We start from the raw sequence: 23,858 nt of genomic DNA on the forward strand, positions 1-23,858 counted from the left end.
GTGAAGAAGTTTTGGAATTGGGTAAAAAACGAAGATGGCAGGACGCTCTATCTTGATGGAGTCATTGCCGAAGAAACATGGTTTGGTGATGAAGTGACTCCAAAACAGTTTAAGTCAGAGCTAAACAATGATGGTGGGAATATCACCGTTTGGATTAATTCACCAGGTGGCGACGTTTTTGCAGCGAGTCAAATTTATAACATGCTTATGGATTACAAAGGAGATGTAACCGTAAAGATTGATGGAATAGCTGCTAGTGCTGCCTCAGTCATTGCGATGGCAGGTGGGGAAGTTCATATGTCACCTGTATCCATGATGATGATCCATAATCCGATGACCATTGCATTTGGCGATACAGCTGAAATGAAAAAGGCGATCCAGATGCTGAGTGAGGTAAAAGAAAGTATTATCAATGCTTATGAACTGAAGACAGGTCTTTCAAGGACCAAGCTCTCGCACATGATGGATGATGAAAGTTGGTTTAATTCTAGAAAAGCAGTAGAGCTGGGTTTTGCTGATGAGATCATGTTCCAAAACGAGAGTGAGCAAGACTCTTCGGATGAAGGGATTATTTACAACAAGATGGCGGTGGTAAATTCCTTTTTACACAAACTGCCACAAAAGAAAGCAGGGACAGACATCACCATATTGGACAAGAGGCTAGACCTCTTGAAATTTTAAGGAGGAGATTTGGATGAGTAAAGTATTAGAACTACGTGAAAAACGAGCAAAAGTATGGGAGCAGACGAAAGCATTTCTTGATTCTAAAAGAGGAGAAGACGGGATCCTTTCCGCTGAAGATACTTCTACTTATGAGAAGATGGAAACAGAAGTTGTTAATCTTGGTAAGGAAATCGACCGATTGGAACGACAACAGGCCATTGACCTAGAACTATCCAAGCCGGTTAACCAGCCAATTACATCAAAACCAACGGGTGTTGAAGGGCAAAAAACAGGACGAGCTACGGATGACTACAGAGAATCGTTCTGGAAAGTGATGCGAAACAAAAGTAATTATGATGTAAAGAATGCTCTCCAGGTTGGAACGGATTCAGAAGGTGGCTACCTTGCTCCAGACGAGTTTGAAAGAACACTTATTCAATCCCTGGAAGAAGAAAATATCTTCCGTTCATTAGCCAAGGTCATTACGACTTCATCAGGCGATCGGAAAATTCCTGTAGTTGCTTCAAAAGGAACTGCTTCATGGGTAGATGAGGAAGGATTGATTCCAGAATCAGATGATAGCTTTGGCCAGGTTTCCATTGGGGCTTATAAGCTTGCCACCATGATTAAAGTTTCTGAAGAACTTTTAAATGACAGTGTATTTAATCTTGAATCATATATTTCAAAAGAATTTGCCAGACGGATTGGTGCCAGAGAAGAAGAAGCTTTCTTTGTTGGAGATGGTACCGGAAAACCGACTGGCATTTTTAATGCAACGGGTGGAGCAGAGCTAGGAGTTACAGCCACTTCAGCAACCGCTGTTTCAGTCGATGAGATTATGGATTTATTTTATTCATTAAAATCGCCTTACCGTAAAAAGGCCGTCTTTGTCATGAATGATGCAACAGTCAAATTACTTCGTAAGTTAAAAGACGGAAGTGGTCAATATTTATGGCAGCCTTCAGTCCAAGCAGGACAACCTGATACGATTTTAAATCGCCCGGTGAAAACCTCAGCTTATGTGCCAACTGTTGCAGCGGGTGCTAAGTCGATTGCTTTTGGTGACTTCGGGTACTATTGGGTAGCTGATCGACAAGGGCGTTCTTTCCAAAGATTAAATGAATTGTATGCTGCAACAGGACAAGTTGGATTTAAGGCAACACAGCGGGTGGATGGAAAGTTAATTCTTCCTGAAGCAATCAAAGTACTTCAACAGAAAGCGTAGGTGGTAGTTCATGAGTAATGTAAAAAATTATACCGAACAAGGTGGAGATCGAACCGTCATCGGTGGGGAATTAGATATCACTCCTGAAGGTAAGTTAGCTTTTGATGGAACGCCATTAAGCCCAGCTACACTTCAAGCAGATAGTACTGCTGCAGATGTAGCTGGGCTAGTTACTGACTTTAATGCTCTACTAGCAAAGCTGAAAGCAGCGGGGCTAATGAAATCTGTATAGGGAGGTAAGTGGTGATGGAGGAATTGCTATCAAAGGTAAAACAGAACCTTATTTTAAATCATAATGAAGACGATGTTCTGCTTTCTGGCTTCATCACTGCTGCTATTTCCTATGCAGAAAGCTATCAAAAGAAGCCAGATGGTTATTATAAAGAAAACCCTATGCATCCAACGACCGAACAAGCAGTCATCATGCTATCGTCTCACTTTTATGAAAGTCGGGATGGTAGTACTGGTGGCTTTTTTGCAGATAAAGTAGAGGCCAGTCAGCAAGTATGGCATGTAGTGAATATGCTTCTACGGTTAAACAGGGATGTGGTCATATGAGTTTTGGGAAAATGAGAACTCTAATAGACATTGTTGAAACTAGGATTATGAAAGATGGGGAAGGTTTTGCCACTGAAGAAGATACTGTTATAGCTTCCTTACGTGCTTATAAAGAAGATAGACATGGGAACGAAGCATGGAAGAGTCGAGCAAGTTTTTCATCTGCTACATCGCTTTTTCGTTTTAGAAAACCTCGAAGCTTTCGGGTCACAACAGAAATGAAGATTAATTGCCAAAACGAGAAATACAACATATTGAGTGTTGAAGACCTGAAGGAAAGAGGGATGTATGTAGAAGTGTTGGCTGAGAAAACTGTTGGGTCAAAGGGGTGATAGGATGGCTAGGGCTACATTTAAAATGCCGGATGAATTTTTAGAAAAGCTATCTAAGCTCAATAACCAATTTGACAATATTGCACCAAGAGTCTTACAAGCTGGGGCAGATCCTGTTATTAAGAAAGCAAAAAGCAATTTAACTGCTAGGATTGGAGAAGGGACAAAGGAACCTTCTGAATCTACAGGAGAACTGGTCCAATCCTTAGAAACAACAAAGCCTACTTTGGATCATAAGGGTAACTGGAATCTGCGTGTTGGGGTTCCAACCACCAAAGATAGTAAAGGCGTATCAAATGCTTTAAAAGCAGCTGTTTTGGAATATGGAAAATCAGGTCAACCGCCTAAACCTTGGTTAAAACCAACAAAGTCGGCTACAAGAAAAGCATGTATTGAAGCAATGGAGAAAGCGTTGGGGAAGGAGATTGGAAAACTATGAGCTTATTAAATGAACTAAATAGCTTACTAGAGCCCATCGGCATCCCGATTGAAACAGGTGTGTTCTCTGGAAAACCACCTGATGAATATGTAGTCATTACACCTATGGCAGATAGATTAGAATTCTATGCGGATAACCAAGCGCATACGGTTATCGCTGAAGTAAGATTATCCTTATTTTCAAAGAAAAATTATTTAGCTCTTAAGGAACAACTGACTAGAGCAATTTTATCAGGAGAAATAACGATTACAGATCGACAATATATCGGTTTTGAGAATGATACAAAATATCACCATTACGCAATTGACATAATGAAAGAATATGAAATGGAGGGGATTTAGTTGGCGACAATAGGACTTGACCAATTATATTATGCCCAAATCACCGAAGATACAAATGGTGTTGAAAGCTATGGAACACCTAAAATACTAGCTAAAGCCATGACAGCTGAATTAAGTGTTGAGCTAATAGAAGCAATTCTATATGCCGATGATGGCGCATCTGAAGTGGTAAAGGAATTTAAGAGTGGAACATTAAGCCTTGGGATTGATGATATTGGTTCAATCGTGGCGCAGGATTTAACAGGTTCAAAGATTGATAGCAACAATGTTGTTGTATCAAGAAGTGAAGATGGAGGGAACCCAGTTGCAATTGGCTTTCGTGCGAAAAAGTCGAATGGAAAGTACCGCTATTTTTGGCTATATCGTGTTATTTTTAGTATTCCTACAACGAGTCTTGCAACAAAAGGCGATTCGATTACCTTTAGTAATCCCACCATAGAAGGCACCGTTTTTAGACGAAATAAGTTAGATGCGGAAAGCAAACATCCTTGGAAAGCTGAGGTCACAGAAGGTGATAATGGCGTTGCACAAGATACTATTACCAACTGGTTTAGTACTGTGTACGAGCCAGATTTTACACCAATTACACCAACGATCACGGTTACTACCCAGCCAGCTGATTTAACAAATGTAACGGAAGGTAGTATTTCAGGAAGTCTATCAGTGGTAGCTGAAACGAATACTAGCTATCCAGTGACATATCAATGGTATGAAAATACAGTGGATAGCACGACTGGTGGAACGGTTATCAACGGTGAAACATCTGCTAGCTTTGATATTCCAACAGACCTTCTTGCTGGAACATACTACTATTACTGTACGCTAAGCTCAACGGGTGCACCTGATGTTACGACGACAGTGGCGATGGTCACGGTATCTTAAGCAGAGGAGGATGATGACAAATGGGATATGAAAAGATAGAAGCTAAACCTTTAGAGATAGATCCTGCAGCTGATGAACGAAGTGCTGTGATCGAAATCGGTGGCCAAGAATATAAGTTGATTTTGACTACTAAGGCTACCAAGGGAATTGCGAAGCGGTATGGCGGGCTTGAAAATCTCGGGAATAAATTGATGAATACAAAGGACTTTGAATTGGCTTTAGATGAGGTAGTTTGGTTAATTACTTTGTTGGCGAATCAATCGATTCTGATTCATAACTTAAAGAATCGAGATGCAAAGAAAGAGCTGTTAACGGAAGAAGAAATCGAACTATTGACCACTCCTTTTGAATTAGCAGAGTATAAGAATGCTATTATGGCTAGCATGATGAAAGGTACCAAAAGACATATTGAGAGTGAACCATCAAAAAACGTGGTAGTCGGGTAAGCGATGAAGAGTTGTTTATCCGACTTATTTATTATGGAACGGCATTATTAAACCGTAGCGAAGATGAAGTGTGGTTAATGCCTCTAGGATACTTGATGGACTTATGGGAGTGCCACAAGCAGTTTAACGGAATAGCAAAACCAAGGAAAGATGTATTTATTGATGATGCAATACCAATTGGAATATAGAAGAAGGCACTCAGCGTATGGGTGTCTTTTTATGTTTTGAGGGAAGGAGGTGGAATCGTGACAGATAACTTTGGGGTCAAGATTGGTGTTGAAGGTGAGAAACAATTTAAAAATGCATTAAGAGACATTAATCGAAGTTTTAAAGTATTAGGCAGTGAGATGAATCTAGTAACTTCACAGTTTGATAAACAGGATCAATCGATGGAGGCACTAACCGCTAGAAGTGATGTGTTAAACAAAAAAGTAGATGCACAGAAAGACAAAATCGGTACCTTAGAAAAAGCTTTGAAAAATGCTGCAGACTCCTTTGGGGAAACCGATAAGCGAACTCAAAACTGGCAAATTCAACTTAATAACGCCAAGTCCGACTTAATAAAAATGGAGCGGGAATTAGATAAAACTAATCAATCGATTGATGAAATGGGTGATAGTGCTAATGATGCAGAAGGTGAAGTAGGAGAGTTTGCTGATGAAGTAGAAAATGCAGCAAAGCAAACAGAAGATGCAGCTAACCGCTTCGAAAAAGTAGGAGGAGTACTAAAGGGAATCGGAGTGACGATAGGTGCAGCCGTAACTGCTATTGGAACAGCTGCTGTTGCAACTGGAGCAAGCCTTATTAAGCTTGGTGATGAGTACAATATGGCGGTTAATCAGATCTCTGCTTCCACTGGGGCCACAGGGGCGGAACTTGAAGAACTAGGTGAGATTGCTCAAAACGTGTACAAACATAATTTCGGTGAAAACTTGGAAGATGTTGCCGGAGGAATTTCAGAAGTTAAAAAGATAACTGGGCTCATGGGCGAAGAATTAGAAAAAGCCACCGAGTCTGGTTTTGCTTTAAGGGACACCTTTGGCTTTGAAATGCAGGAGTCAGCCAGGGCAGCAAGTGCTTTGATGAAAAACTTCGGTATTTCCTCAGAGGAAGCCTATAACATCATTGCGACAGGTGCCCAAAATGGTGCAGATAAAAATGGAGATCTTTTAGATACGCTTAATGAATACTCTGTGCAATATTCTTCACTTGGATTAAGTGCAGATGAGTTTATTGCTAGTTTAGTAAATGGTGCTGAAAGCGGAGCATTTAGTATTGATAAGGTCGGGGATGCAGTTAAAGAGTTCAATATTCGTGCAAAAGATGGAAGCAAAACAAGCATGGAAGCTTTCACTGCTTTAGGCCTAGATGCTGAAGAGATGACCAGTAAGTTTGCACAGGGTGGCGAAGTTGCTAATGATGCTTTTTACAGTGTTGTTCAAAGACTCCAGGAAATTGAGGATCCCCTGCTAAAAAATACTGTTGGTGTGCAGTTGTTTGGTACTCAATTTGAAGATTTAGAGGCAAACGTACTACCTGTTCTCGCCAACATGAAGGATAGTACACTGGCAAGTGGTGATGCTTTAGCCCAAATAACAGAAGTGAAGTACGACAATTTGACTGATGGTATTGAGGGTGTGAAACGTTCTTTGCAAGGAGTGTTTTTACCAGCAGTTGGTGAAGTGTCTTCAGGAATAACGGATTTATTCTCAAATCTTTCAAATGGTATTAATGCGGCTGATGGAGACTTCGAAAAAATTTCAGAGGTTATTGGGGAGACAGTTGCTGGCATCACAGAAATTATCGCTGAACAGCTACCTCAATTGGTTACCTTAGGCCTTCAAATTGTGATGTCTATTGCAGGGGCAATTATTGAAAACCTCCCAACAATTATTGATTCAGCTATGCAGATAGTAACGACCTTGCTTCAAGGGTTAATTGAGGCTCTACCTCAAATCACAGAGGGTGCACTTTATCTGGTTTTAACTTTAGTAGACGGAATTATTGCCAACCTTCCAGCATTAATTGAAGCGGCTTTAACCATGATCGTGACACTTGCAACAGGAATTGGTGAAGCATTACCGAACCTCATTCCATCGATTGTTCAAGCGGTGATTTTAATTGTTCAAACACTCATAGATAATCTCGATATGGTATTAGATGCAGCTTTTAAAATTATTGAAGGTTTAGCAATCGGGTTATTAAATGCATTACCTAGTTTAATAGAAGCCCTTCCAACCATAATTTCAACAATCATTAATTTTATTACAGGGAACCTACCTAAGATTGTAGAGATGGGGATTAAGTTAATTATTCAATTAGCAGCGGGGCTTATTCGAGCTGTTCCACAATTAGTGGCTCAATTACCACAGATTGTTTCTGCACTTTTAGTTGGTCTTGGAAAAGCGGTCTATTCGATAGGTGAAATAGGAGTAAATATTGTTCGAGGACTCTGGAATGGAATTTCTTCAATGATTGGGTGGATAAGAGATAAAGTGAGTAACTTTGTTGGTGGAATTGTGAGCAATGTAAAGGGTGTTCTTGGCATTCACTCTCCTTCAAAAGTATTTGCTGGAATCGGTGAAAACATGGGTGCTGGAATTGGTGTTGGTTTCACCGATGCCATGAGAGGTGTGGAAAAAGATATGGAAGGAGCTATTCCAACCGATTTTGACATGGATTTAAACAGTCAAATCAATGCCTCAGCTAATGGAGCTAATGGCTCTTTATTAGATGTTACGATTCCACTTACCATTGATGGAACAGTTTTAACTCGGATTATAGCTCAGCTACAGTGGAATCAAAATACTGTAACGGTGAGGAATTTAGGAGTTGCGGGGTCATGATAGAAGTTTTTGCAGGAAACACGTTAATACAGACCATTCGAAAAGTGATGTCCGCCAATTTGCGAGAAACAATTGAGGGGGAATTTACACTATCGTTTACGGTGCTTGCCAAATCTGCCCTCGCTTTAAAGACGAAACAGTTAGCCAAAATAAATGATCAGTATTTTGAAATCGTACAAATAACAAAGTCACTGCAAGGAAGTCTACCGGTTTGTTCGGTAACTTGTGAGCATGTATCGTACATCTTAAATGATGATATTTATAAAATTGATACGTTTGATTTTACAGGAGATCCGGCTGCTGGTTTGACCCAGCTATTATCAGGAACTCCTTTTTCAGCTGGGATTGTAGAGTTTACCGAAAGTTGTACCATGAAGATCAACCAAGAGGTGACAAGAAGGTCTGCTCTTATGCAGTACATAGCCATCTTGGGTGGAGAAATCGAGTACGATGGTTATCAAATTAACATTAAAAGTCATCGTGGAAGCAGTGAATACAAGTTGGTAATGGACACCAAAAACGTTACAGATGTTTCGGTTTCCCATGATTCAAGGGAAAATGCATCTTCATATCATATTTCCTTCTTTAAACTCTTAAGCCTATCAGTTGGAGATAATGTGCACATTGTGTTTAGGCCACTTGGAATTGATGTGCAGACTAGAATTATATCTTTGGAATATAACCCTTTCTATCGCTATGACGTTCGAGTAGAAGTGGGACGTTACCGGCCAAGTATTTCTGATACATTTTATCAAATTAAAAGTTCAATGAATTCAGTTGAAACATCTATAACACAGGTCGGTAGTTCAGTTGATGGCCTTCAGATTCAAGTAAATGATTTAGGAGTTTCCTATACGATTGTTAAAAGCCTTTCAATAGATACTAGTTTTATTAACGTAACTTATGAAGTAGAAAAGGGCGATACACAACAGTATCATGCACAATACAGCTACACCACTGACACCAGTGGACGGATTACAAGTATTACTTTAGAAGACATTTTCTCAGAATTGTTATTAAAGGAAGTTTCTACATTAACGGTAGATGCTGCAAAATTTGATGTCACCTATGTAGATGGAGAGACAGCAAGCTATAATTACACGACAGATAGCAGTGGAAGAATTACGGCAATTGATAAGGTGGTGGGGTAAGGGTGAGCTACGATCGAAATTTTAATAATACATTAGCCATCTGGACTGCCTTTGGTGGCAGGGGTGGCCTCGTTCTTCCTATTCCCACCTTGAATTGGACAAAGAAAACGTATAGTAGCTTTGGCTACACTCAATATAATAGTGAAAAGCAAATAAATGTTTATGATAACGGAAATGCACAGATTGCTGTTTATCATGCAAAAACACCGTACATGTCCTATTACAATAAGACGACTCGTCAATGGACATTGTCAGATGTATCTTGGTGGAACTATGGTGAACCTGAAATCCTTTATTCGGGTGGTGGTGTATTCATAGCCAAGATAACCGGATATGCCAACATCATCTCTTCTTTTGACGGTATTACTTGGAACAATAGTGGTTACTGTCAAAATGCCCAAAATGCGATGACAACGGGTGCTTATGATATGGATAGAGGTTCAGGGGTTGTTAGTTGGTGGTATTACAAGTCTCCTTTGTACTATAGTTTTGATTCTCTATTAGAACGAACAGCCTGGACTTTAGTCGGTTCTGATGGTTCTTCGGTTCCATTCTTTAAATACATGACTACTCACAAAGGAAACTTTGTCGGGATAGTAGGTGGGGACAAGTCAATTGCCATTGCTAGTTCAGCAACTCCAGGTTCATGGAACACAACCATTCCTGAAGACTTAAATGAAACATCCTATATGTTTATCCGGTCTGTTAATGACAAGTTGTTTGTAATGAAGTACCGTTATGTGAATGGGATCTATGACGTAAAACTGTGTGTGATGAATGACAGTGCTACCGAGATTACTGAAACGAATCTCTCTCATGTTGGTGACTTAGCCAATAATAACATTGCTAATCCGCAGAATATCATCTGGATGGCGGATTGGGGAAAATATGCAATCTTTAAAGAAAGTATGCTTTATGTATCAGTTGATGGATTGACATGGGAAGGCGTGGAACAACCGGGATTTACTACATCCACATATGATACCTTTGGTGGTGCTATTTATGTTCCTGGGGATGGTTTTTATGTGAAGGCCAGTGGATATGTTTATTATGCGCAGTATTAAATTTAAAAGAAAAAGTTCACACTGGTACTTGACTGTGTACTATGGTACACGGTTTATAATCTTAAGTGAGGTGAATGAGATGAGCTACCAGATAGGTGAATTTGCAAAGAAATGTGGTGTAAATAAAGAAACCATTCGATATTATGAACGGAAAGATTTATTACAAGAATCCACTCGAACAAATGCTGGTTACCGGATTTATTCAGAAGATGAAGTGAAACGAGTAGGGTTTATTAAACGAATGCAAGATCTTGGTTTCTCATTAAATGAAGTTTATAAACTACTAGGTGTTGTAGATAAAGATGAAGTGCGTTGCCGAGATATGTTTGAATTTGTTTCAAAAAAAGAGATAGAAGTAAAAAGACAAATTGAAGATTTAAAACGAATAGAAGAGATGTTAAAGAATTTAAAAAAGTGTTGTCCTGATGAAAAAGAATTACATGCATGTCCCATTATTGAAGTACTAATAGATGGAAAAAGGGAAAGTGATGAAAGTGAAACATAAAAAGACCTTTTTCGCGGGTATAGTTGGAACGCTCATTGTGCTTTTATGTTGCGCAACACCTATATTGGTCATTTTACTAGGTGCTGTTGGACTTGGGGCTATGACAGGGTACCTAGATTATATATTAATCCCAGTGTTAGTTGTATTTCTTGGGTTAATTTATTATTCTTATTCAAAATTTGAACAATCAAAAAAGGAGACGTAAGGATGAAAGGGAGATTTGTTGCAGTTGCTTCTATGTTTACAGCCTTTTTAGCAAGTTTTTGTTGAATTGGCTTAGCGATTTTAATACCACTTGGTCTAAGTGGTTTAGCTGGAACACTTGCGGTAGCTTTTGCGCCTTATAGAATGTGGTTTATTATAATCACAATAATGATGCTAGCTGTCGCTCACATACTTGTATGGAAACAAAATAAACGATCAAAGAAAACAGAAAAGTTGTTATGGATAAGTACCGTTATTTCTGGAGTTTTACTTCTCTATACATTATTTAGTCAGGGGGTTTAGGGCACAATGAAACCAGTTATCTATGTATTCATTATTGGATGGGTTTTAATCATTTCGGGCTGTGGAAATACGACTAATGACAGCAATGTTACATTGGAAGAAGCCCAATCAGAATCCCTTGAAACGGTCTCATTTCATATAGATGGTTTTACCTGAGCATCCTGTGCTTTTACGGTGAGGTCCACCGTTTCTAATAAAGAGGGTGTTCAACATATTGAGGTTGAAGGAACAGGAAAAACAACACTTACTTATGATCCATCTAAAATTAGTTTAGAAGAAGTGAAAAAAGTCATCATAGATTTAGGTTATGAAATAAGAAGCGAGGAAAAATAAAACAGGAGGAGGCTAAGACGTGAAAAAATTCAAATTAAACATTGAAGGAATGACTTGTACAGGGTGTGAAGAACATGTTTCCGTTGCTTTAGAAAATGCAGGTGCTAAAAACATTGAGGTAAATTTCCGCCGAGGTGAAGCTGTATTTGAGCTTCCGGACAACGTCGATGTTGAAACAGCTAAAAAGGCAGTTGATGAAGCAAAATATCAGCCTGGAGAAATAAAGGAAGTTTCATCGCAAGAAGAGGTAAGATTAGGGATTGAAGGAGATTACGACTTACTAATCATTGGTTCAGGAGGAGCGGCTTTTTCTGCTGCAATTAAAGCAATCGAATACGGGGCCAGAGTTGGAATGGTTGAACGAGGCACAGTTGGAGGAACATGTGTAAATATCGGTTGTGTTCCATCAAAAACCCTCCTTCGAGCAGGGGAAATCAACCACGTGGCAAAAGTTAACCCATTTACAGGACTGCAAACATCTGCAGGAGAAGTGGAATTAGCTCCTTTAATTAAACAAAAGAATGAATTGGTTAGTGAGCTGAGGAATCAAAAATATGTAGATTTAATCGATGAATACGGGTTTGATTTAATTGAGGGTGAAGCGAAGTTTGTTGATGAAAATACGCTTGAAGTGAATGGTCAAAAGTTATCAGCAAAACGCTTTTTAATAGCAACGGGAGCATCTCCATCGTTACCGCCAATTTCAGGTCTTGAACAGGTGGACTATTTAACAAGCACCACATTACTTGAATTAAAGAAAGTTCCTAAGCGGTTAACGGTTATTGGATCTGGATATATTGGAATGGAACTTGGGCAATTGTTTCACAACTTAGGTTCGGAAGTGACGCTGATGCAAAGAAGCGAGCGTCTTTTAAAAGAATACGACCCCGAGATTTCAGAAGAAGTAGAAAAAGCATTATTAGAGCAGGGGATTAACCTTGTAAAAGGAGCAACTTTTGATCATGTGGAACAAGAAGGAGATATTAAGAAGGTCCATGTCACGGTCGCTGGAAAGAAAAAAGTGATTGAGTCTGAACAGTTACTTATTGCTACTGGTAGAAAGCCAAATACAGAGTCGCTAAATTTGAAAGACGCCGGTGTTGAAGTAGGTAAACGGAAAGAAGTCCTAATAAATGAATTTGCTCAGACTAGTAATGAAAAGATTTATGCAGCAGGAGATGTAACCTTAGGCCCTCAATTTGTTTATGTTGCAGCTTATGAAGGTGGAATTGTTGCAGATCATGCAATTGGCGGATTAAATAAAAAGCTAGATTTATCTGTAGTACCAGGTGTTACTTTTACGAACCCTTCTATTGCTACAGTCGGTTTAACAGAAGCGCAAGCAAAGGAAAAGGGCTATGAAGTTAAAACATCTGTATTGCCTTTAGATGCCGTTCCAAGAGCCATTGTGAACAGGGAAACAACGGGAGTTTTTAAGCTTGTTGCTGACGCAAAAACGTTGAAAGTACTCGGCGTTCATATCGTTTCTGAAAATGCTGGGGATGTCATCTATGCAGCAACACTAGCTGTTAAATTTGGGTTGACAGTTGAAGATTTAAAAGAGAGCCTTGCCCCTTATTTAACGATGGCAGAAGGATTAAAATTAGCAGCACTAACGTTTGATAAAGACGTATCGAAATTATCTTGTTGTGCTGGGTAAGTGTATTTGGCAAATGAGAGAACATCTTTTATTCATATAAAAAATGAATGTTTTATTGAGCACATTACCTTTAATTTGGGATGTGTTCTTTTTTATTTTACTTAAAAGTCGGGAGGGAATTTGAGAATGAAAGAGTTGTGGACATATATGCAAGTTGTAGTTGTTACAGTAGGTGGTTGGTTTGGGTGGGCTCTTGGTGGTTTTGATGGATTTTTGTATGCACTTATAGCATTTGTAGTGATTGATTATATTACCGGTATTATGAGTGCGATTATAGAAAAACATCTTTCTAGTGAAATTGGAGCAAAAGGAATTTTTAAGAAGGTGTTGATTTTTTTCCTAGTTGGAGTGGCTCATATTATAGATAGCAAAATTATTGGTGACGGTAGTGCTATACGCACAGCGGTTATCTTTTTTTATCTTTCAAATGAGGGGATCAGCATTATCGAAAATGCCTCAAGAATTGGGTTACCTATTCCTGAAAAACTCAAAGATATATTGGCCCAGCTGAAAGGGAAAAAGGGAGGGGATAAGGGATGAAACTAAATACTAGATTTATGACCAAAAATGATTGTTATAAAGCGGGAAGGAAGATTTCACCTCAAGGGATTATGATTCATTCCACAGCAACCCCTGGTGTTATGGCTGCGGGTTGGTTTAGTCGATGGAATAAATCATACCAAGCGGGCGAAACGAGTAGGCAAGTTGCAGTTCATGCCTTTGTTGATGATAAAGAAGTTTGGCAGTACCTACCCTGGAATCACCGGGGATGGCACTCTGGCGGCAGGGCAAACAACACGCATATCGGAATTGAAATTTGTGAACCAGGTGGATTTTCTTATGGTAAAGGATCCGCGATGGTTGGCTATGACGTCAAAAAGAATGAGAGCTACTTTAGAAAAGCATGGCAAAATGCGGTTCAACTTTGTGTTCAATTGTGTAAAACCTATGATCTCACTGAACGAGATATCATTTGTCATTCAGAAGGACACGAGAAGGGGATTGCGAGTAACCATTCGGATATCATGCATTGGTTCCCTAAGCATGGTGAGAATATGAATACTTTTCGTGCAGCGGTTAAGTCAGCATTAAATGAGTCAAATACTGATCCGGAAACATCGTCTAGCATTAAGGTTGGTGATGTAGTGGAAGTAAAATCATCAACAACTAAGTATTACCCCGGTGGAGCAACCATTCCATCTTGGGTAAAAACAGGTCCATATCACAAAGTGACCCAGATTGTTTCAAATGGAAAACCAGTCATTAGAGGTGGAAAGACTTGTGTTCTACTAGGAAAAACCATAGGTAAAAACAATGGCAAAGAATCTACTGGAATCATGAGTTGGATTGATAAGGATGCGCTAACGCTAATTAATTCATCTACTAAAACAGAAAAACCGTCAAAGGCAAATAAGTATTATCGAGTACAGGTGGGCGCCTTTTCTAAGAAAAACAATGCAGAGGCGATACTTAAAAAGCTAAAAGCAGCGGGATTTGATGGCTTTATTAAATTCGAATAATGGTTCTATTAACTTGATTTTTAAGGCCTTTAGAGTGATATATGGTAGTACCAAATTGATAGAAAGGAGGGCCTTCATTGCGAGTTAGAATTATAGAACCAACCATTGTGAAAGATACAAAGAAAAAAGTATGTGCTTATGCTAGGGTATCAACTGATCATGAAAAGCAAGGTGAATCTTTAGAAAACCAGATTAATTATTATGAAAGATTGATTGGAACAAACCCGGAGTTTGAATTTGTGGGAGTGTTTGCAGATCGAGGTATTAGCGGGACTACTGACAAACGCCCAGAATTCAAAAAGATGATAGAACTCGCAAAACAAGGTGGGATTGATTTAATCATCACAAAATCCATTTCAAGATTTGCAAGAAACACAACAGTGGTTCTTCAAAGGGTCAGGGAACTCAAAGACCTAGGCGTTGAAGTGCGATTTGAAAAAGAGAATATCAATACATTATCAGGGGACGGAGAGTTAATGCTTACCGTCCTCTCATCTTTTGCCCAAGAAGAAAGCAAGAACATTAGTGAAAATGTGAAATGGAGAATAAAAAAGAAGTTTGAACGAGGCGAACTGATGATAAACACAAATCGGTTTCTCGGCTACGACAAAGATGAACAAAGGAATTTAGTTATTAATGAGGATGAAGCAGAAATTATCAAACGGATATTTGATCAATACTTGGAGGGCAAAGGAGCATTCACGATTGCCAAGGAATTAAATGCAGAAGGGATACCAACTGTTGCTGGGGGGATTTGGCAAGAGAGTACAATCTTAAACATACTAAAAAATGAAAAGTACAAGGGGGATGCCATTCTCCAGAAATATTATACACCCGATCATTTAAAGCAAGGCACCGTCAGAAATAATGGAAAAGTTGAAAGTTATTATATCGAAAAGAATCACCCACCGATTATTTCAAATGAAACATGGGATAGGGTTCAAACAGAAATGAAAGCCCGAGCAAAAGCCAAGGGGAATACAGGGGATAAAAGCAAGTATCAAAATAGATATCCGCTAACAGGAATGCTTTTATGTGGAAAGTGTGGGGCAACTTTGAAACGCAGGACTTGGAACAGCAAACTTCCATGCAAAAAAGTAGTCTGGCAATGCAGCAACTACATTAAGAATGGAAAAAAAGCCTGTCTAGGAACAAAGATTGACGATGAAGTTGTTGGAGAGCTCAATATAAAAGAAGAAACGCTTGTACAGGAGGTCTTGAGGAATGGCAAAAAACATTACCGTTATACCAGCAAGCACAAACATCCAGATCAGTTCAGAACAGTTCGAACCCCAGAAAAAGAAAATGGCAGCCTACTGCCGAGTGTCAACCGACCAATTAGAACAGTTATCAAGTTATGAGGCACAAGTTGATTATTATACAACCTACATTTCAAACCACCCTGATTATGAAATGGCAGGAATTTATGCAGATGAAGGGATTTCAGGAACCAATACGAAAAAGCGCGAGCAGTTCAACAAAATGATTGAAGATTGCAAGGCTCGAAAGATAGACATGATCATCACAAAATCTATATCACGATTTGCAAGAAATACTTTAGACTGTTTGAATTTCGTGAGGCAGTTAAAGGATTTAGGAATTGGCGTTATTTTCGAGAAAGAGAACATAAACACATTAGAAGCGAAGGGTGAAGTATTATTAAGTATCCTTTCCAGCCTAGCCCAAGACGAGAGTAGATCTATTTCGGAGAACTCTACCTGGGGAATCAGGCGACGATTTGAGCAGGGAAAAGTCGCCATCAACCATACAAAATTTCTAGGGTATGACAAAGATGAAGATGGCAATTTGATCATTAACGAGCCACAAGCCAAGATTGTTAGAAGGATATTTAAAGACTACCTTGATGGGAAAGGGCCCAATCGAATTGCTAGAGAGCTTGAGGAAGAGCGTGTTCCAAACTGGAACGGAACAGCCAAATGGTATGAAGGCAGTATCAGAAAGATGTTGAGTAATGAAAAGTATAAAGGCGACGCCCTTCTTCAAAAAACCTACACAGTTGACTATTTAACCAAGAAAAGAGTTGAGAACACCGGTCAAGTTCCACGATATTATGTGGAAGACAATCACCCCACGATCATTGACAAGGAAATGTGGGAAGCGGTTCAGCTAGAAATGGAGAGAAGGCGATCCTTTGCAGAGAAACACGGGATTGTAAAAGTCGATTATGCGACGATTGATAATCCTTTTGCAGGAAGAGTTTTATGTGGCCATTGCGGTAGCCCATTTGGCAGAAAGGTTTGGAACTCTACAAACGAAAGCCTTCGAAGAAAAATATGGAGATGCAACAAAAAATACACCATTAAAGGTGAAAAGAGCTGTGAGAATAAGCATATAGATGATAGAACTTTATACCAAGCCTTTATAAATGTATTTAACGCCATACTAGAAAATAAAGATCACTTTATAAATAAGTGGAGACAGCAAGGTAGCGACGAGCTTCTAAAAAAATATAAAACAGAACAGTTTATTGAACTTTTTAAGAAAGGTTTAACAATAACAGAGTTTGATATAGATTTATACTTTAAGCTAGTTGAAAAGATGACGGTGTTTAAAGGAAAAAAAATTATTGTGACTTTGCTGGATGGAACAGAAGTTGAATGTGAAATTGAATAGTTAATGAAGTTATCAAGTTCATTCATATATAATAAATAAAACCAGAAGAGATTTGATATTAAGCCCTTCTGGTTTATATCTTTAATGATAATTAGTATTACCTTTAACCTCGAACACAAAAGGGAATGTTATTATACTGTCTCCAAATTTAAACTCTCCCCATAATTTGTATATCCCTGCCTTATCGAACTGAGTTTCAAATATTGTTTCGTGTTCCGATTTTGGATGAACATGGATAAACTGCTGAATGTTTTTATCAATGATAACAACATGACCTAAAGCACCTAAGTAAGGATCTGGTACTATGCCTTCTTGAAATAAAAATTCTAAATCAACTTTTTTACCGGTTATAAAATCACTGTGTTTCAATTCGATGCTCTTCCCATTAATTTTCTTTGTACGATTTTTGTCAAGTTCTAAGGTTACCAATTGGTGGGTGTCAATGGTAGAAACAGTCAGGGGTTTAATCAAATAATTTTTATCTTTTACTGATATATCGACAAATGCTTTATAGCCTTTATTTTCATTTAGTGATATTTCTGCATTAAAATTAGATTCATCCACTTTCGTTGGATGAACGTGGTAGAATTCTTGAAAATCATCGCTAATGATTATCAAATGCATAAACTTTCCGTGGCTTTCCATTAATATTGGTGCATTTCCTTCTGAGTCATCAAGATGAATATTGAATAAGCCATTATCGAAAGAAACAGAAACGTCAATATCGCTTTTTTCTACAGTAGGACTATGATGCAGTGTTGAGTCATGATGATTGTGATGTATTTCCATTGACAAGTACCTCCTCTAAAATTAAGTACTCTTTCTTTTACGAAAAAAAATATCCTCTACCCAATCATGATATGGGTGATTTAAGTGATTATTTGGACCAGGGTTGACATGTGGAGCTTGTTTAGGCCGCGTCTCTTTTTGTGCTGCTTCAGTTAGTGATGATTGTAGTGTTTTATACTTCATCAAACCAAGTGTGATAAAAAATAATAATACTCCCGTTACCCCATAAATAAGCCATGGTAAGTATTGTATGTCTTGTCCGATTTCAAGTAGTCGTCCTCCTACAAAATTGCCAGCAGCTTCACCTAACCCAGATAGTACGTTTGCAAGGCCAAAAAATAAACCAATTAAGCCAGCTTTAGAGAGTTGAGATATCGTACTATCCATAGTTGGTAATATCAGCATTTCTCCCATAACAAAGATTGTTCCACTTATAATCAGGTGATAAAAGGAGTTAGCCCAAAACAACGAGCCTACACCAATCCCAATTAATAGTAAACCAATCGACAGAGTTACAAAGGGGTGGATGCGGCTAATGATTTTTTTCGTAATCCATGTTTGGAGTAGGATGACTGTAACACTTTTTATTGTCCATATGAGAGCAACATTGCTAGGTTGTGCTAAAATCTCTGTTGCTCGTAACGGTAATGCAATTGATAATTGGGCATAAAGTGCCCATATGAAGATGCTCAAAATCCCAAAAATAACAAAAGGTTTATGCTTAAATACTTCCTTGTAAGCACCTGACGGGATAACTGGGCACGGAGCATCGCCACATTTTTTTGGCAGCAAAAACCAACTTTTAATAGCAATGATACCGTAGATTATTCCTGCAATCCAAAAGATGATAGTTGGGGAGCCACTTACTAGAAAAAAAACTATCAGACCAGCAACAGCTGTTCCAATATTAGCGGATATTCCTCTAAGTGAAAAAGCTGTTGTTTCATTTCCTTTTGAAGCAAGGGCAGCTATGGCTGCTTTTGTAGAAGGAGCATTTAGCCCATTACCAAAACCTGCAATAACAGTAGAAATCAAAACAGGAATATATGATGGGAAAATACCTAATCCAATAAAACCAATGCCACCTATCAGAGCACCTAATCCAATAATAGTGCGACGCCCAATTCTGTCAGCTAAAAAACCGCCAAATAAACTCCCAAATTGGAATGATATAGCGTATGCTGCCAACACGAAACCAACTGTTGAAAAGCTTAATCCAATTGAATCATTTAACATAATAGGTAAAATGGGAATGACCATATATGTTCCTAAGTGAGATAATAATACACCTAGCAAAAGGACAATCATAGGCTTTTCAATGGAACTCAAATTTATCATTTAATTCTCCTTTCCAAAAGAAGCGGGAATGGATATTTAGAGTGTGTTCAAAGTATTAAAATAAATGCTGTAATTTATTTATCATTGATAAAAGGCCAGTGCATTCTTAAGATATCCAAATACAAGAAGAATATAAATAATCTTTATTTTAATTTCTATATGAGGTAGAAGTATTTATTTGTATAAATAACTAAAAAAAACAAGATAATAACTTTGACTAAACATAATTGGAGGTTTTAGGATGGGAGTATTATCAGCGTCACCAACTAACATGGACAACTGTATTGAGTTATGTGTAAAATGTGCAAGGGCTTGTGAGGAATGTACAACAGCTTGTTTACAAGAACAAGATGTACAAGCTAGAATAACATGTCTTCAAATGTTAAACGATTGTGCAGAGATTTGTTTTCAGGCAGTAGCATATATGGCCAGAAATAGCTCATTCTCTAAACAACATTGTCAGCTTTGCGCTGATATTTGTGAGGCATGCGCTTCTGAATGCGAAAAGTTTCAAGATGCTCACTGCCAAGAATGTGCTAAGATTTGTCGTGAGTGTGCAGAAGCTTGTAGAAATATGGCTTCTTAAAATCACATAAAAAGGAGCTAAACCTTATTGGAATTAGCTCCTTTTTATTGTCTTGTAAAGTTGTTATATCTTTAAGTCTCAAAGGTGCTGTGCTGGGAAAGCTCAACTAATTTAACCAAATAATATAGATGATAAAAGAAAAGCTCTTTAAAAGCGAGAGTGAGGAGGGCCTATCAATGTCATTTGAGTTTACTGTAGAGACCTCTAAGGGAATAAATGAAGTTGTTAACAGACTTAAGGACACTCTTATGGAAGATAAATTTGGTGTTCTTTGGGACTTTGATCTTACTGCAAAATTACAAGAGAAAGGGATGGACTTTAATACCCCCTATAGAGTATTAGAAGTATGTAATCCTCAAGAGGCGAACCGAGTGCTAAATGTTAATAAACTGGTAGGATACTTTTTACCTTGTAAAATTGTGGTTTATGAAGAGAATGGAAAAACAAAAGTTGGAATGCCAAAACCTAGTTTACTTATTGGTCTTACGGAGAATAAAGATTTATATGATATTGCAGAAGAAATTGAAGAACGTCTTATAATTTCAATTAAGAAAGCTGTTAGTTGAAGAAAAAAAATATTAGGTCAAAAAGCAGGAGACACCAAACTTTTAATGGGAGGTGTCTCCTGCTTTTTGTAATAAGCACGGACTGAAAATAACTTTGTTGTCATAAGGGTCAAAATCCTCATTATCTTGCCATTCACCACTAAACATTTAAAATTTTTCTTATTTCTGATTCATTTTGTTCGAATCCGATAAAATATTTTTCTTTTTTTGAGAATCCCCAAAATCTAGGCTTACTAATAATAATTCCTGGTACAATTTTGCTTCCTGTTTTTTTCTTTAACTCCTCTTCCTTTTCAAGGTTTTGAGTTAAGTCGATATCGGTATAATGAATATGTTGAGATGAAAGAAACTCTTTCAATGCTTGACAATCTGTTCAGGTGGGGCGTGTATATACTGTTACAGTTAAATCACTCATTGGTACAACACCTCCTAACTATGGATCAAGTATACCAATCGGTAAGGGAGTAATCAAAAAACAATAATTTATAATGACAAGCAGTTTCCTTTTCATTATAAAAACTTTGTAATCAATTCATATGATAAAGTTATGTGGAAGTTATGGAGATTATTTTTTTTAATAAAGAAGATGCTATTATGCATATAAGAGGTGATTTTTATGACGAAAATTCTTGTGGTTGATGATGAAAAAGTAATACTAGAAGTATTAGAAGCTTATTTTGAAAAAGAAGGATGGGAAGTTCTTTTCGCTTCAAATGGAATTGACGCTTTAAAAAAGGTAAAAGAACAGAGTCCGGATCTTATCATATTAGATTTGATGTTACCGGATATTTCCGGTGAGGAGATATGTAGGTTGGTAAGAAAGGATAGTAATGTACCGATTATCATGCTTACCGCTAAGTCTGCTGAAGATGATTTAATTAATGGGATTGTCATTGGTGCAGATGACTATGTGACAAAACCATTTAGTCCAAGAGAAGTGGTTGTGAGAGTAAAAGCTTTATTAAGAAGAACACAGCAGATGGTAAACGATAACCAAATGAGTTTTAACCATCATAAACTTAAGATTGATCATGTTAAAAAGGAAGTAAGGCTGAATGATGAGATTCTTGCTCTTACTCCAAATGAATATAGGATTTTAATTACGATGGCAAGCTATCCAGGGAGAGTGTACAGTAGGGCTGATTTATTAGAAAAGTTACAAGAAGACGGCGCTTATTTCGAGGGATACGAAAGAAATATTGATACACATATAAAAAACTTGCGCAAAAAAATGGAAACTGATACTCGCCACCCTGAGTTTATCATTACTGTATTTGGAATGGGGTATAAGTTTGGAGGAGAAAAGGATGAATCTAACACTTAGGACAAGGATATTGTTATATCTTTTAGTGGTCTCTTTAAGTGGCGTTTTTATCACTAGTTTCACTATCTTTTTTGGCGTAGAAAATCAATTTACTGATTATCTCCAAAAAAATAGAGAAGAACGTATCGAGACGATTAAAAAGGAAGTACTTCAACAATATGATGAGACGGGTGAGTTAACAAACGAAGAATTAAATAATATGCTACATCAGCAGGCAATGACAGAGAACTTATACTTTAAACTTTATGATAGTAACGGTGAAATATTAATTGATTCAACATCTTTGCGCTCAATGATGGGAATGATGAATGGGACGCAATCCTCAATAGACCCTAATGACTATCAGTCAACTTCATACCAATTAAAAAATAATAATGAAGTCATCGGGAATTTGACCGTGTTTTACCCAGAACAATTAATGGGTGAGGATTTTATCTTTTTGAAATCAATAAAAAGAAATATTCTCATTGCTGTATTGGTTACTGTTATTTTATCGATTTTATTTAGTTTATTATTTTCAAATCGTTTAACGTCAGGTTTTAAAAAGTTAATAAATGCGATTGCAGAGTTACGTAATCATCAATGGAGAACAAGAATTCAGGTTAAAGAATTAACGGATGAAATGAGACCTTTAGGAGAGTCGTTTAATCAGCTTGCAGAATCCTTAGCAAAAGAAGAAACGCTACGAAAGGAGTTTACAGCTAATTTTGCTCATGAACTTAGGACACCACTTGCAACGCTAAGGAGTCATATTGAAGCTTTTCAAGATGGGATATGGGAACCAGATTCAAAGAGATTAGAGCAATGTCATGAAGAACTAATGCGCCTGGTTAGGCTAGTAAATGAACTAGAAAAATTAATTGCAGCTGAAAATCCTCAGATTAGATTAGATAAAACAAGGCTCGAAACCGGCAAACTATTGTCCTTCATAAAAGAGCAATTCAATCCATTGTTTATGAAAAAAGGAGTTGATTTAGAAGTACAAAATACCGAAGAACAACATTGGTTTAGTGGTGATCGTGATAAAGTTATTCAAATTTTAACCAATATCGTTAATAATGCCCTGCAATATACACCGCCAGGGAAAAGAGTTTCTGTTTATATAGAAGAAAAAAATGATCAAATTTCTTTCATAGTAAAAGATGAAGGTGAAGGAATTAGTGAAGATGATCTTCCATTTCTATTTGAAAGGTTCTATCGAGGTGATAAATCACGCGATCGAAAAACAGGTGGAGTTGGAATTGGGTTGTCGATTGTAAAGGCTTTTGTAGAAGCGCATCAAGGAAAAATAAAGATAGAGAGTCAATCAAATGTTGGTACAACTGTAGAAGTACAATTACCAAAGAAGTAAGGTAAGGCCAAATGCCGTTAGATTTAATACTATTGTATGTTCACTCACTATTTTCAGTGTTTTATATTTGATAAGCTAATTTAATCCAATATATTTTTGGGAGAGATTTAACGTGGAAAAGAGATTAACTGAAAAGATCAAGAATCGTTACAATCGGGTATCAAGGATATACGATTCCATGGATAAAATGATAAAGGAGAGCTGGAGAAAAGATGTGCTCAAAAATGTAAAAGGAAATGTTTTAGAAGTAGGGGTAGGTACCGGTGCGAATCTTCCGTTTTATCCTACCGACATTTATTTGACAGGTATAGATTTTAGTCCAGGTATGTTAAAGCATGCAAGGAAAAAGGCACAGACTCTAACTCTACCCTATCAAATATCTCTACCGGAAATGGATGCGCAGCAAATGGAATTTCCAGACAATACTTTTGATTATGTCGTAGCCACTTGTGTTTATTGTTCTGTGCCTGACCCTGTAAAAGGACTTAAAGAAATGGGCAGAGTCTGTAAACCGGATGGGGAAATTATTCTGTTAGAACATATGAGAAGTGAGAATGAAGTAGTAGGAAAAATGATGGATCTATTAAATCCTATTACGGTTAGCATGTGGGGAGCGAATATTAACCGAAGAACATTAAATAATATTAATAAGGCAGGTTTACTAATTGAACGAGAGTATAAAATATTTTGTGTAAATGAAAATTTCCATGTAAAAAGGAAGACCTTCTCTTGGTAGAATTAAGTCACCACAACCAATCCTAGAAAAGAGGTCTTCCCTATGAATCAGTTTACAACAGA

General features: G+C 37.7%; 30 protein-coding genes and 1 pseudogene. 28 read left to right on the forward strand and 3 right to left on the reverse strand.

Going from position 1 to position 23,858, the window contains the following annotated elements:
• The 23 genes and pseudogenes from QQZ16_RS09245 to QQZ16_RS09355 all read left to right on the forward strand — a co-directional run bounded on the left by QQZ16_RS09245 (position 1) and on the right by QQZ16_RS09355 (position 17,106).
• Entirely contained in the window at positions 1-681 is a 681-nt protein-coding gene (locus QQZ16_RS09245) for a head maturation protease, ClpP-related (protein ID WP_031536903.1), read from the forward strand.
• A 13-nt stretch (positions 682-694) separates the two neighbouring features.
• Positions 695-1,888 carry a phage major capsid protein gene (locus tag QQZ16_RS09250; RefSeq protein ID WP_031536902.1) on the forward strand — a complete coding sequence of 398 codons (1,194 nt, stop codon included), beginning with the start codon at positions 695-697 and terminating at the stop codon, positions 1,886-1,888.
• 10 nt (positions 1,889-1,898) lie between these two features.
• The gene (locus QQZ16_RS09255; RefSeq protein ID WP_031536901.1) at positions 1,899-2,120 is read left to right on the forward strand and encodes a head fiber protein; all 222 of its coding nucleotides are present in this window, start codon (positions 1,899-1,901) and stop codon (positions 2,118-2,120) included.
• Between the two features lie 14 nt (positions 2,121-2,134).
• On the forward strand, positions 2,135-2,446 hold the full coding sequence (locus tag QQZ16_RS09260) for a head-tail connector protein (protein ID WP_031536900.1): 312 nt from the start codon (positions 2,135-2,137) through the stop codon (positions 2,444-2,446).
• Entirely contained in the window at positions 2,443-2,778 is a 336-nt protein-coding gene (locus QQZ16_RS09265) for a phage head closure protein (RefSeq protein ID WP_031536899.1), read from the forward strand. Before QQZ16_RS09260 ends, QQZ16_RS09265 begins: the two co-directional genes overlap by 4 nt.
• Before the next feature lie 4 nt (positions 2,779-2,782).
• Positions 2,783-3,217 (forward strand): HK97-gp10 family putative phage morphogenesis protein, encoded by a 435-nt coding sequence (locus tag QQZ16_RS09270; protein ID WP_031536898.1) that lies wholly within the window; start codon positions 2,783-2,785, stop codon positions 3,215-3,217.
• Positions 3,214-3,558: a hypothetical protein gene (locus QQZ16_RS09275; RefSeq protein ID WP_031536897.1), complete on the forward strand. Its 345-nt coding sequence runs from the start codon at positions 3,214-3,216 to the stop codon at positions 3,556-3,558. The genes QQZ16_RS09270 and QQZ16_RS09275 overlap by 4 nt, the downstream gene beginning before the upstream one ends.
• Complete coding sequence (locus QQZ16_RS09280; RefSeq protein ID WP_081836602.1) at positions 3,559-4,440, forward strand: major tail protein; 882 nt, start codon at positions 3,559-3,561, stop codon at positions 4,438-4,440.
• Between the two features lie 20 nt (positions 4,441-4,460).
• Positions 4,461-4,886: a hypothetical protein gene (locus QQZ16_RS09285; RefSeq protein ID WP_051640937.1), complete on the forward strand. Its 426-nt coding sequence runs from the start codon at positions 4,461-4,463 to the stop codon at positions 4,884-4,886.
• Between the two features lie 11 nt (positions 4,887-4,897).
• Entirely contained in the window at positions 4,898-5,074 is a 177-nt protein-coding gene (locus QQZ16_RS09290) for a hypothetical protein (protein WP_231512536.1), read from the forward strand.
• A 57-nt stretch (positions 5,075-5,131) separates the two neighbouring features.
• Entirely contained in the window at positions 5,132-7,732 is a 2,601-nt protein-coding gene (locus QQZ16_RS09295) for a phage tail tape measure protein (protein WP_031536894.1), read from the forward strand.
• Positions 7,729-8,883, forward strand: coding sequence for a prophage endopeptidase tail family protein (locus QQZ16_RS09300; RefSeq protein ID WP_031536893.1), 1,155 nt, complete (start codon positions 7,729-7,731; stop codon positions 8,881-8,883). Before QQZ16_RS09295 ends, QQZ16_RS09300 begins: the two co-directional genes overlap by 4 nt.
• Before the next feature lie 2 nt (positions 8,884-8,885).
• The gene (locus QQZ16_RS09305; protein WP_031536892.1) at positions 8,886-9,947 is read left to right on the forward strand and encodes a hypothetical protein; all 1,062 of its coding nucleotides are present in this window, start codon (positions 8,886-8,888) and stop codon (positions 9,945-9,947) included.
• A 79-nt stretch (positions 9,948-10,026) separates the two neighbouring features.
• Positions 10,027-10,452 (forward strand): Hg(II)-responsive transcriptional regulator, encoded by a 426-nt coding sequence (gene merR / locus QQZ16_RS09310; RefSeq protein WP_031536891.1) that lies wholly within the window; start codon positions 10,027-10,029, stop codon positions 10,450-10,452.
• Entirely contained in the window at positions 10,436-10,657 is a 222-nt protein-coding gene (gene merF, locus QQZ16_RS09315; RefSeq protein ID WP_231512535.1) for a mercury resistance system transport protein MerF, read from the forward strand. The genes merR and merF overlap by 17 nt, the downstream gene beginning before the upstream one ends.
• A 2-nt stretch (positions 10,658-10,659) precedes the next feature.
• A complete protein-coding gene (locus QQZ16_RS09320) occupies positions 10,660-10,959 on the forward strand; it encodes a putative mercuric transport protein (RefSeq protein WP_268817806.1) in 300 nt (99 codons plus the stop codon).
• Positions 10,960-10,965: 6 nt separating this feature from the next.
• Positions 10,966-11,115, forward strand: coding sequence for a hypothetical protein (locus QQZ16_RS09325; protein WP_197030875.1), 150 nt, complete (start codon positions 10,966-10,968; stop codon positions 11,113-11,115).
• A gap of 12 nt (positions 11,116-11,127) precedes the next feature.
• Positions 11,128-11,292: pseudogene (locus QQZ16_RS09330) on the forward strand (heavy-metal-associated domain-containing protein); the annotation flags it as partial.
• A gap of 19 nt (positions 11,293-11,311) precedes the next feature.
• Positions 11,312-12,952 carry a mercury(II) reductase gene (gene merA, locus QQZ16_RS09335; RefSeq protein ID WP_031536889.1) on the forward strand — a complete coding sequence of 547 codons (1,641 nt, stop codon included), beginning with the start codon at positions 11,312-11,314 and terminating at the stop codon, positions 12,950-12,952.
• A gap of 126 nt (positions 12,953-13,078) precedes the next feature.
• Positions 13,079-13,492 carry a phage holin family protein gene (locus QQZ16_RS09340; protein ID WP_031536888.1) on the forward strand — a complete coding sequence of 138 codons (414 nt, stop codon included), beginning with the start codon at positions 13,079-13,081 and terminating at the stop codon, positions 13,490-13,492.
• Positions 13,493-13,593: 101 nt separating this feature from the next.
• On the forward strand, positions 13,594-14,472 hold the full coding sequence (locus tag QQZ16_RS09345; protein WP_446715452.1) for an N-acetylmuramoyl-L-alanine amidase: 879 nt from the start codon (positions 13,594-13,596) through the stop codon (positions 14,470-14,472).
• A gap of 77 nt (positions 14,473-14,549) precedes the next feature.
• Positions 14,550-15,833 (forward strand): recombinase family protein, encoded by a 1,284-nt coding sequence (locus QQZ16_RS09350; protein WP_035416322.1) that lies wholly within the window; start codon positions 14,550-14,552, stop codon positions 15,831-15,833.
• On the forward strand, positions 15,778-17,106 hold the full coding sequence (locus QQZ16_RS09355; RefSeq protein WP_035416321.1) for a recombinase family protein: 1,329 nt from the start codon (positions 15,778-15,780) through the stop codon (positions 17,104-17,106). Before QQZ16_RS09350 ends, QQZ16_RS09355 begins: the two co-directional genes overlap by 56 nt.
• Before the next feature lie 81 nt (positions 17,107-17,187).
• Here the strand turns inward: QQZ16_RS09355 and QQZ16_RS09360 are convergent, their stop codons facing one another.
• Positions 17,188-17,895 (reverse strand): hypothetical protein, encoded by a 708-nt coding sequence (locus QQZ16_RS09360; protein ID WP_035416319.1) that lies wholly within the window; start codon positions 17,893-17,895, stop codon positions 17,188-17,190.
• Positions 17,896-17,916: 21 nt separating this feature from the next.
• A complete protein-coding gene (locus tag QQZ16_RS09365; protein ID WP_031536883.1) occupies positions 17,917-19,233 on the reverse strand; it encodes an MFS transporter in 1,317 nt (438 codons plus the stop codon).
• Between the two features lie 241 nt (positions 19,234-19,474).
• On the opposite strand from QQZ16_RS09365, the gene QQZ16_RS09370 reads away from it, so the two are divergent.
• Both QQZ16_RS09370 and QQZ16_RS09375 read left to right on the forward strand, forming a co-directional pair.
• Positions 19,475-19,819, forward strand: coding sequence for a four-helix bundle copper-binding protein (locus QQZ16_RS09370; RefSeq protein WP_031536882.1), 345 nt, complete (start codon positions 19,475-19,477; stop codon positions 19,817-19,819).
• A 176-nt stretch (positions 19,820-19,995) separates the two neighbouring features.
• Positions 19,996-20,385: a DUF302 domain-containing protein gene (locus QQZ16_RS09375; RefSeq protein ID WP_031536881.1), complete on the forward strand. Its 390-nt coding sequence runs from the start codon at positions 19,996-19,998 to the stop codon at positions 20,383-20,385.
• A 139-nt stretch (positions 20,386-20,524) separates the two neighbouring features.
• Here the strand turns inward: QQZ16_RS09375 and QQZ16_RS09380 are convergent, their stop codons facing one another.
• Positions 20,525-20,743 carry a glutaredoxin domain-containing protein gene (locus QQZ16_RS09380; RefSeq protein WP_231512534.1) on the reverse strand — a complete coding sequence of 73 codons (219 nt, stop codon included), beginning with the start codon at positions 20,741-20,743 and terminating at the stop codon, positions 20,525-20,527.
• Between the two features lie 258 nt (positions 20,744-21,001).
• On the opposite strand from QQZ16_RS09380, the gene QQZ16_RS09385 reads away from it, so the two are divergent.
• The 3 genes from QQZ16_RS09385 to QQZ16_RS09395 all read left to right on the forward strand — a co-directional run bounded on the left by QQZ16_RS09385 (position 21,002) and on the right by QQZ16_RS09395 (position 23,796).
• Complete coding sequence (locus tag QQZ16_RS09385; protein WP_109768509.1) at positions 21,002-21,709, forward strand: response regulator transcription factor; 708 nt, start codon at positions 21,002-21,004, stop codon at positions 21,707-21,709.
• A complete protein-coding gene (locus QQZ16_RS09390) occupies positions 21,693-23,060 on the forward strand; it encodes a sensor histidine kinase (protein WP_031536879.1) in 1,368 nt (455 codons plus the stop codon). Before QQZ16_RS09385 ends, QQZ16_RS09390 begins: the two co-directional genes overlap by 17 nt.
• A 112-nt stretch (positions 23,061-23,172) precedes the next feature.
• Entirely contained in the window at positions 23,173-23,796 is a 624-nt protein-coding gene (locus QQZ16_RS09395; protein ID WP_284561308.1) for a class I SAM-dependent methyltransferase, read from the forward strand.
• Positions 23,797-23,858 lie beyond the last annotated feature (62 nt).

The organism is Bacillus sp. T2.9-1, from assembly GCF_950097965.1.
Classification (GTDB): Bacteria; Bacillota; Bacilli; order Bacillales; family Cytobacillaceae; genus Niallia; species Niallia hominis.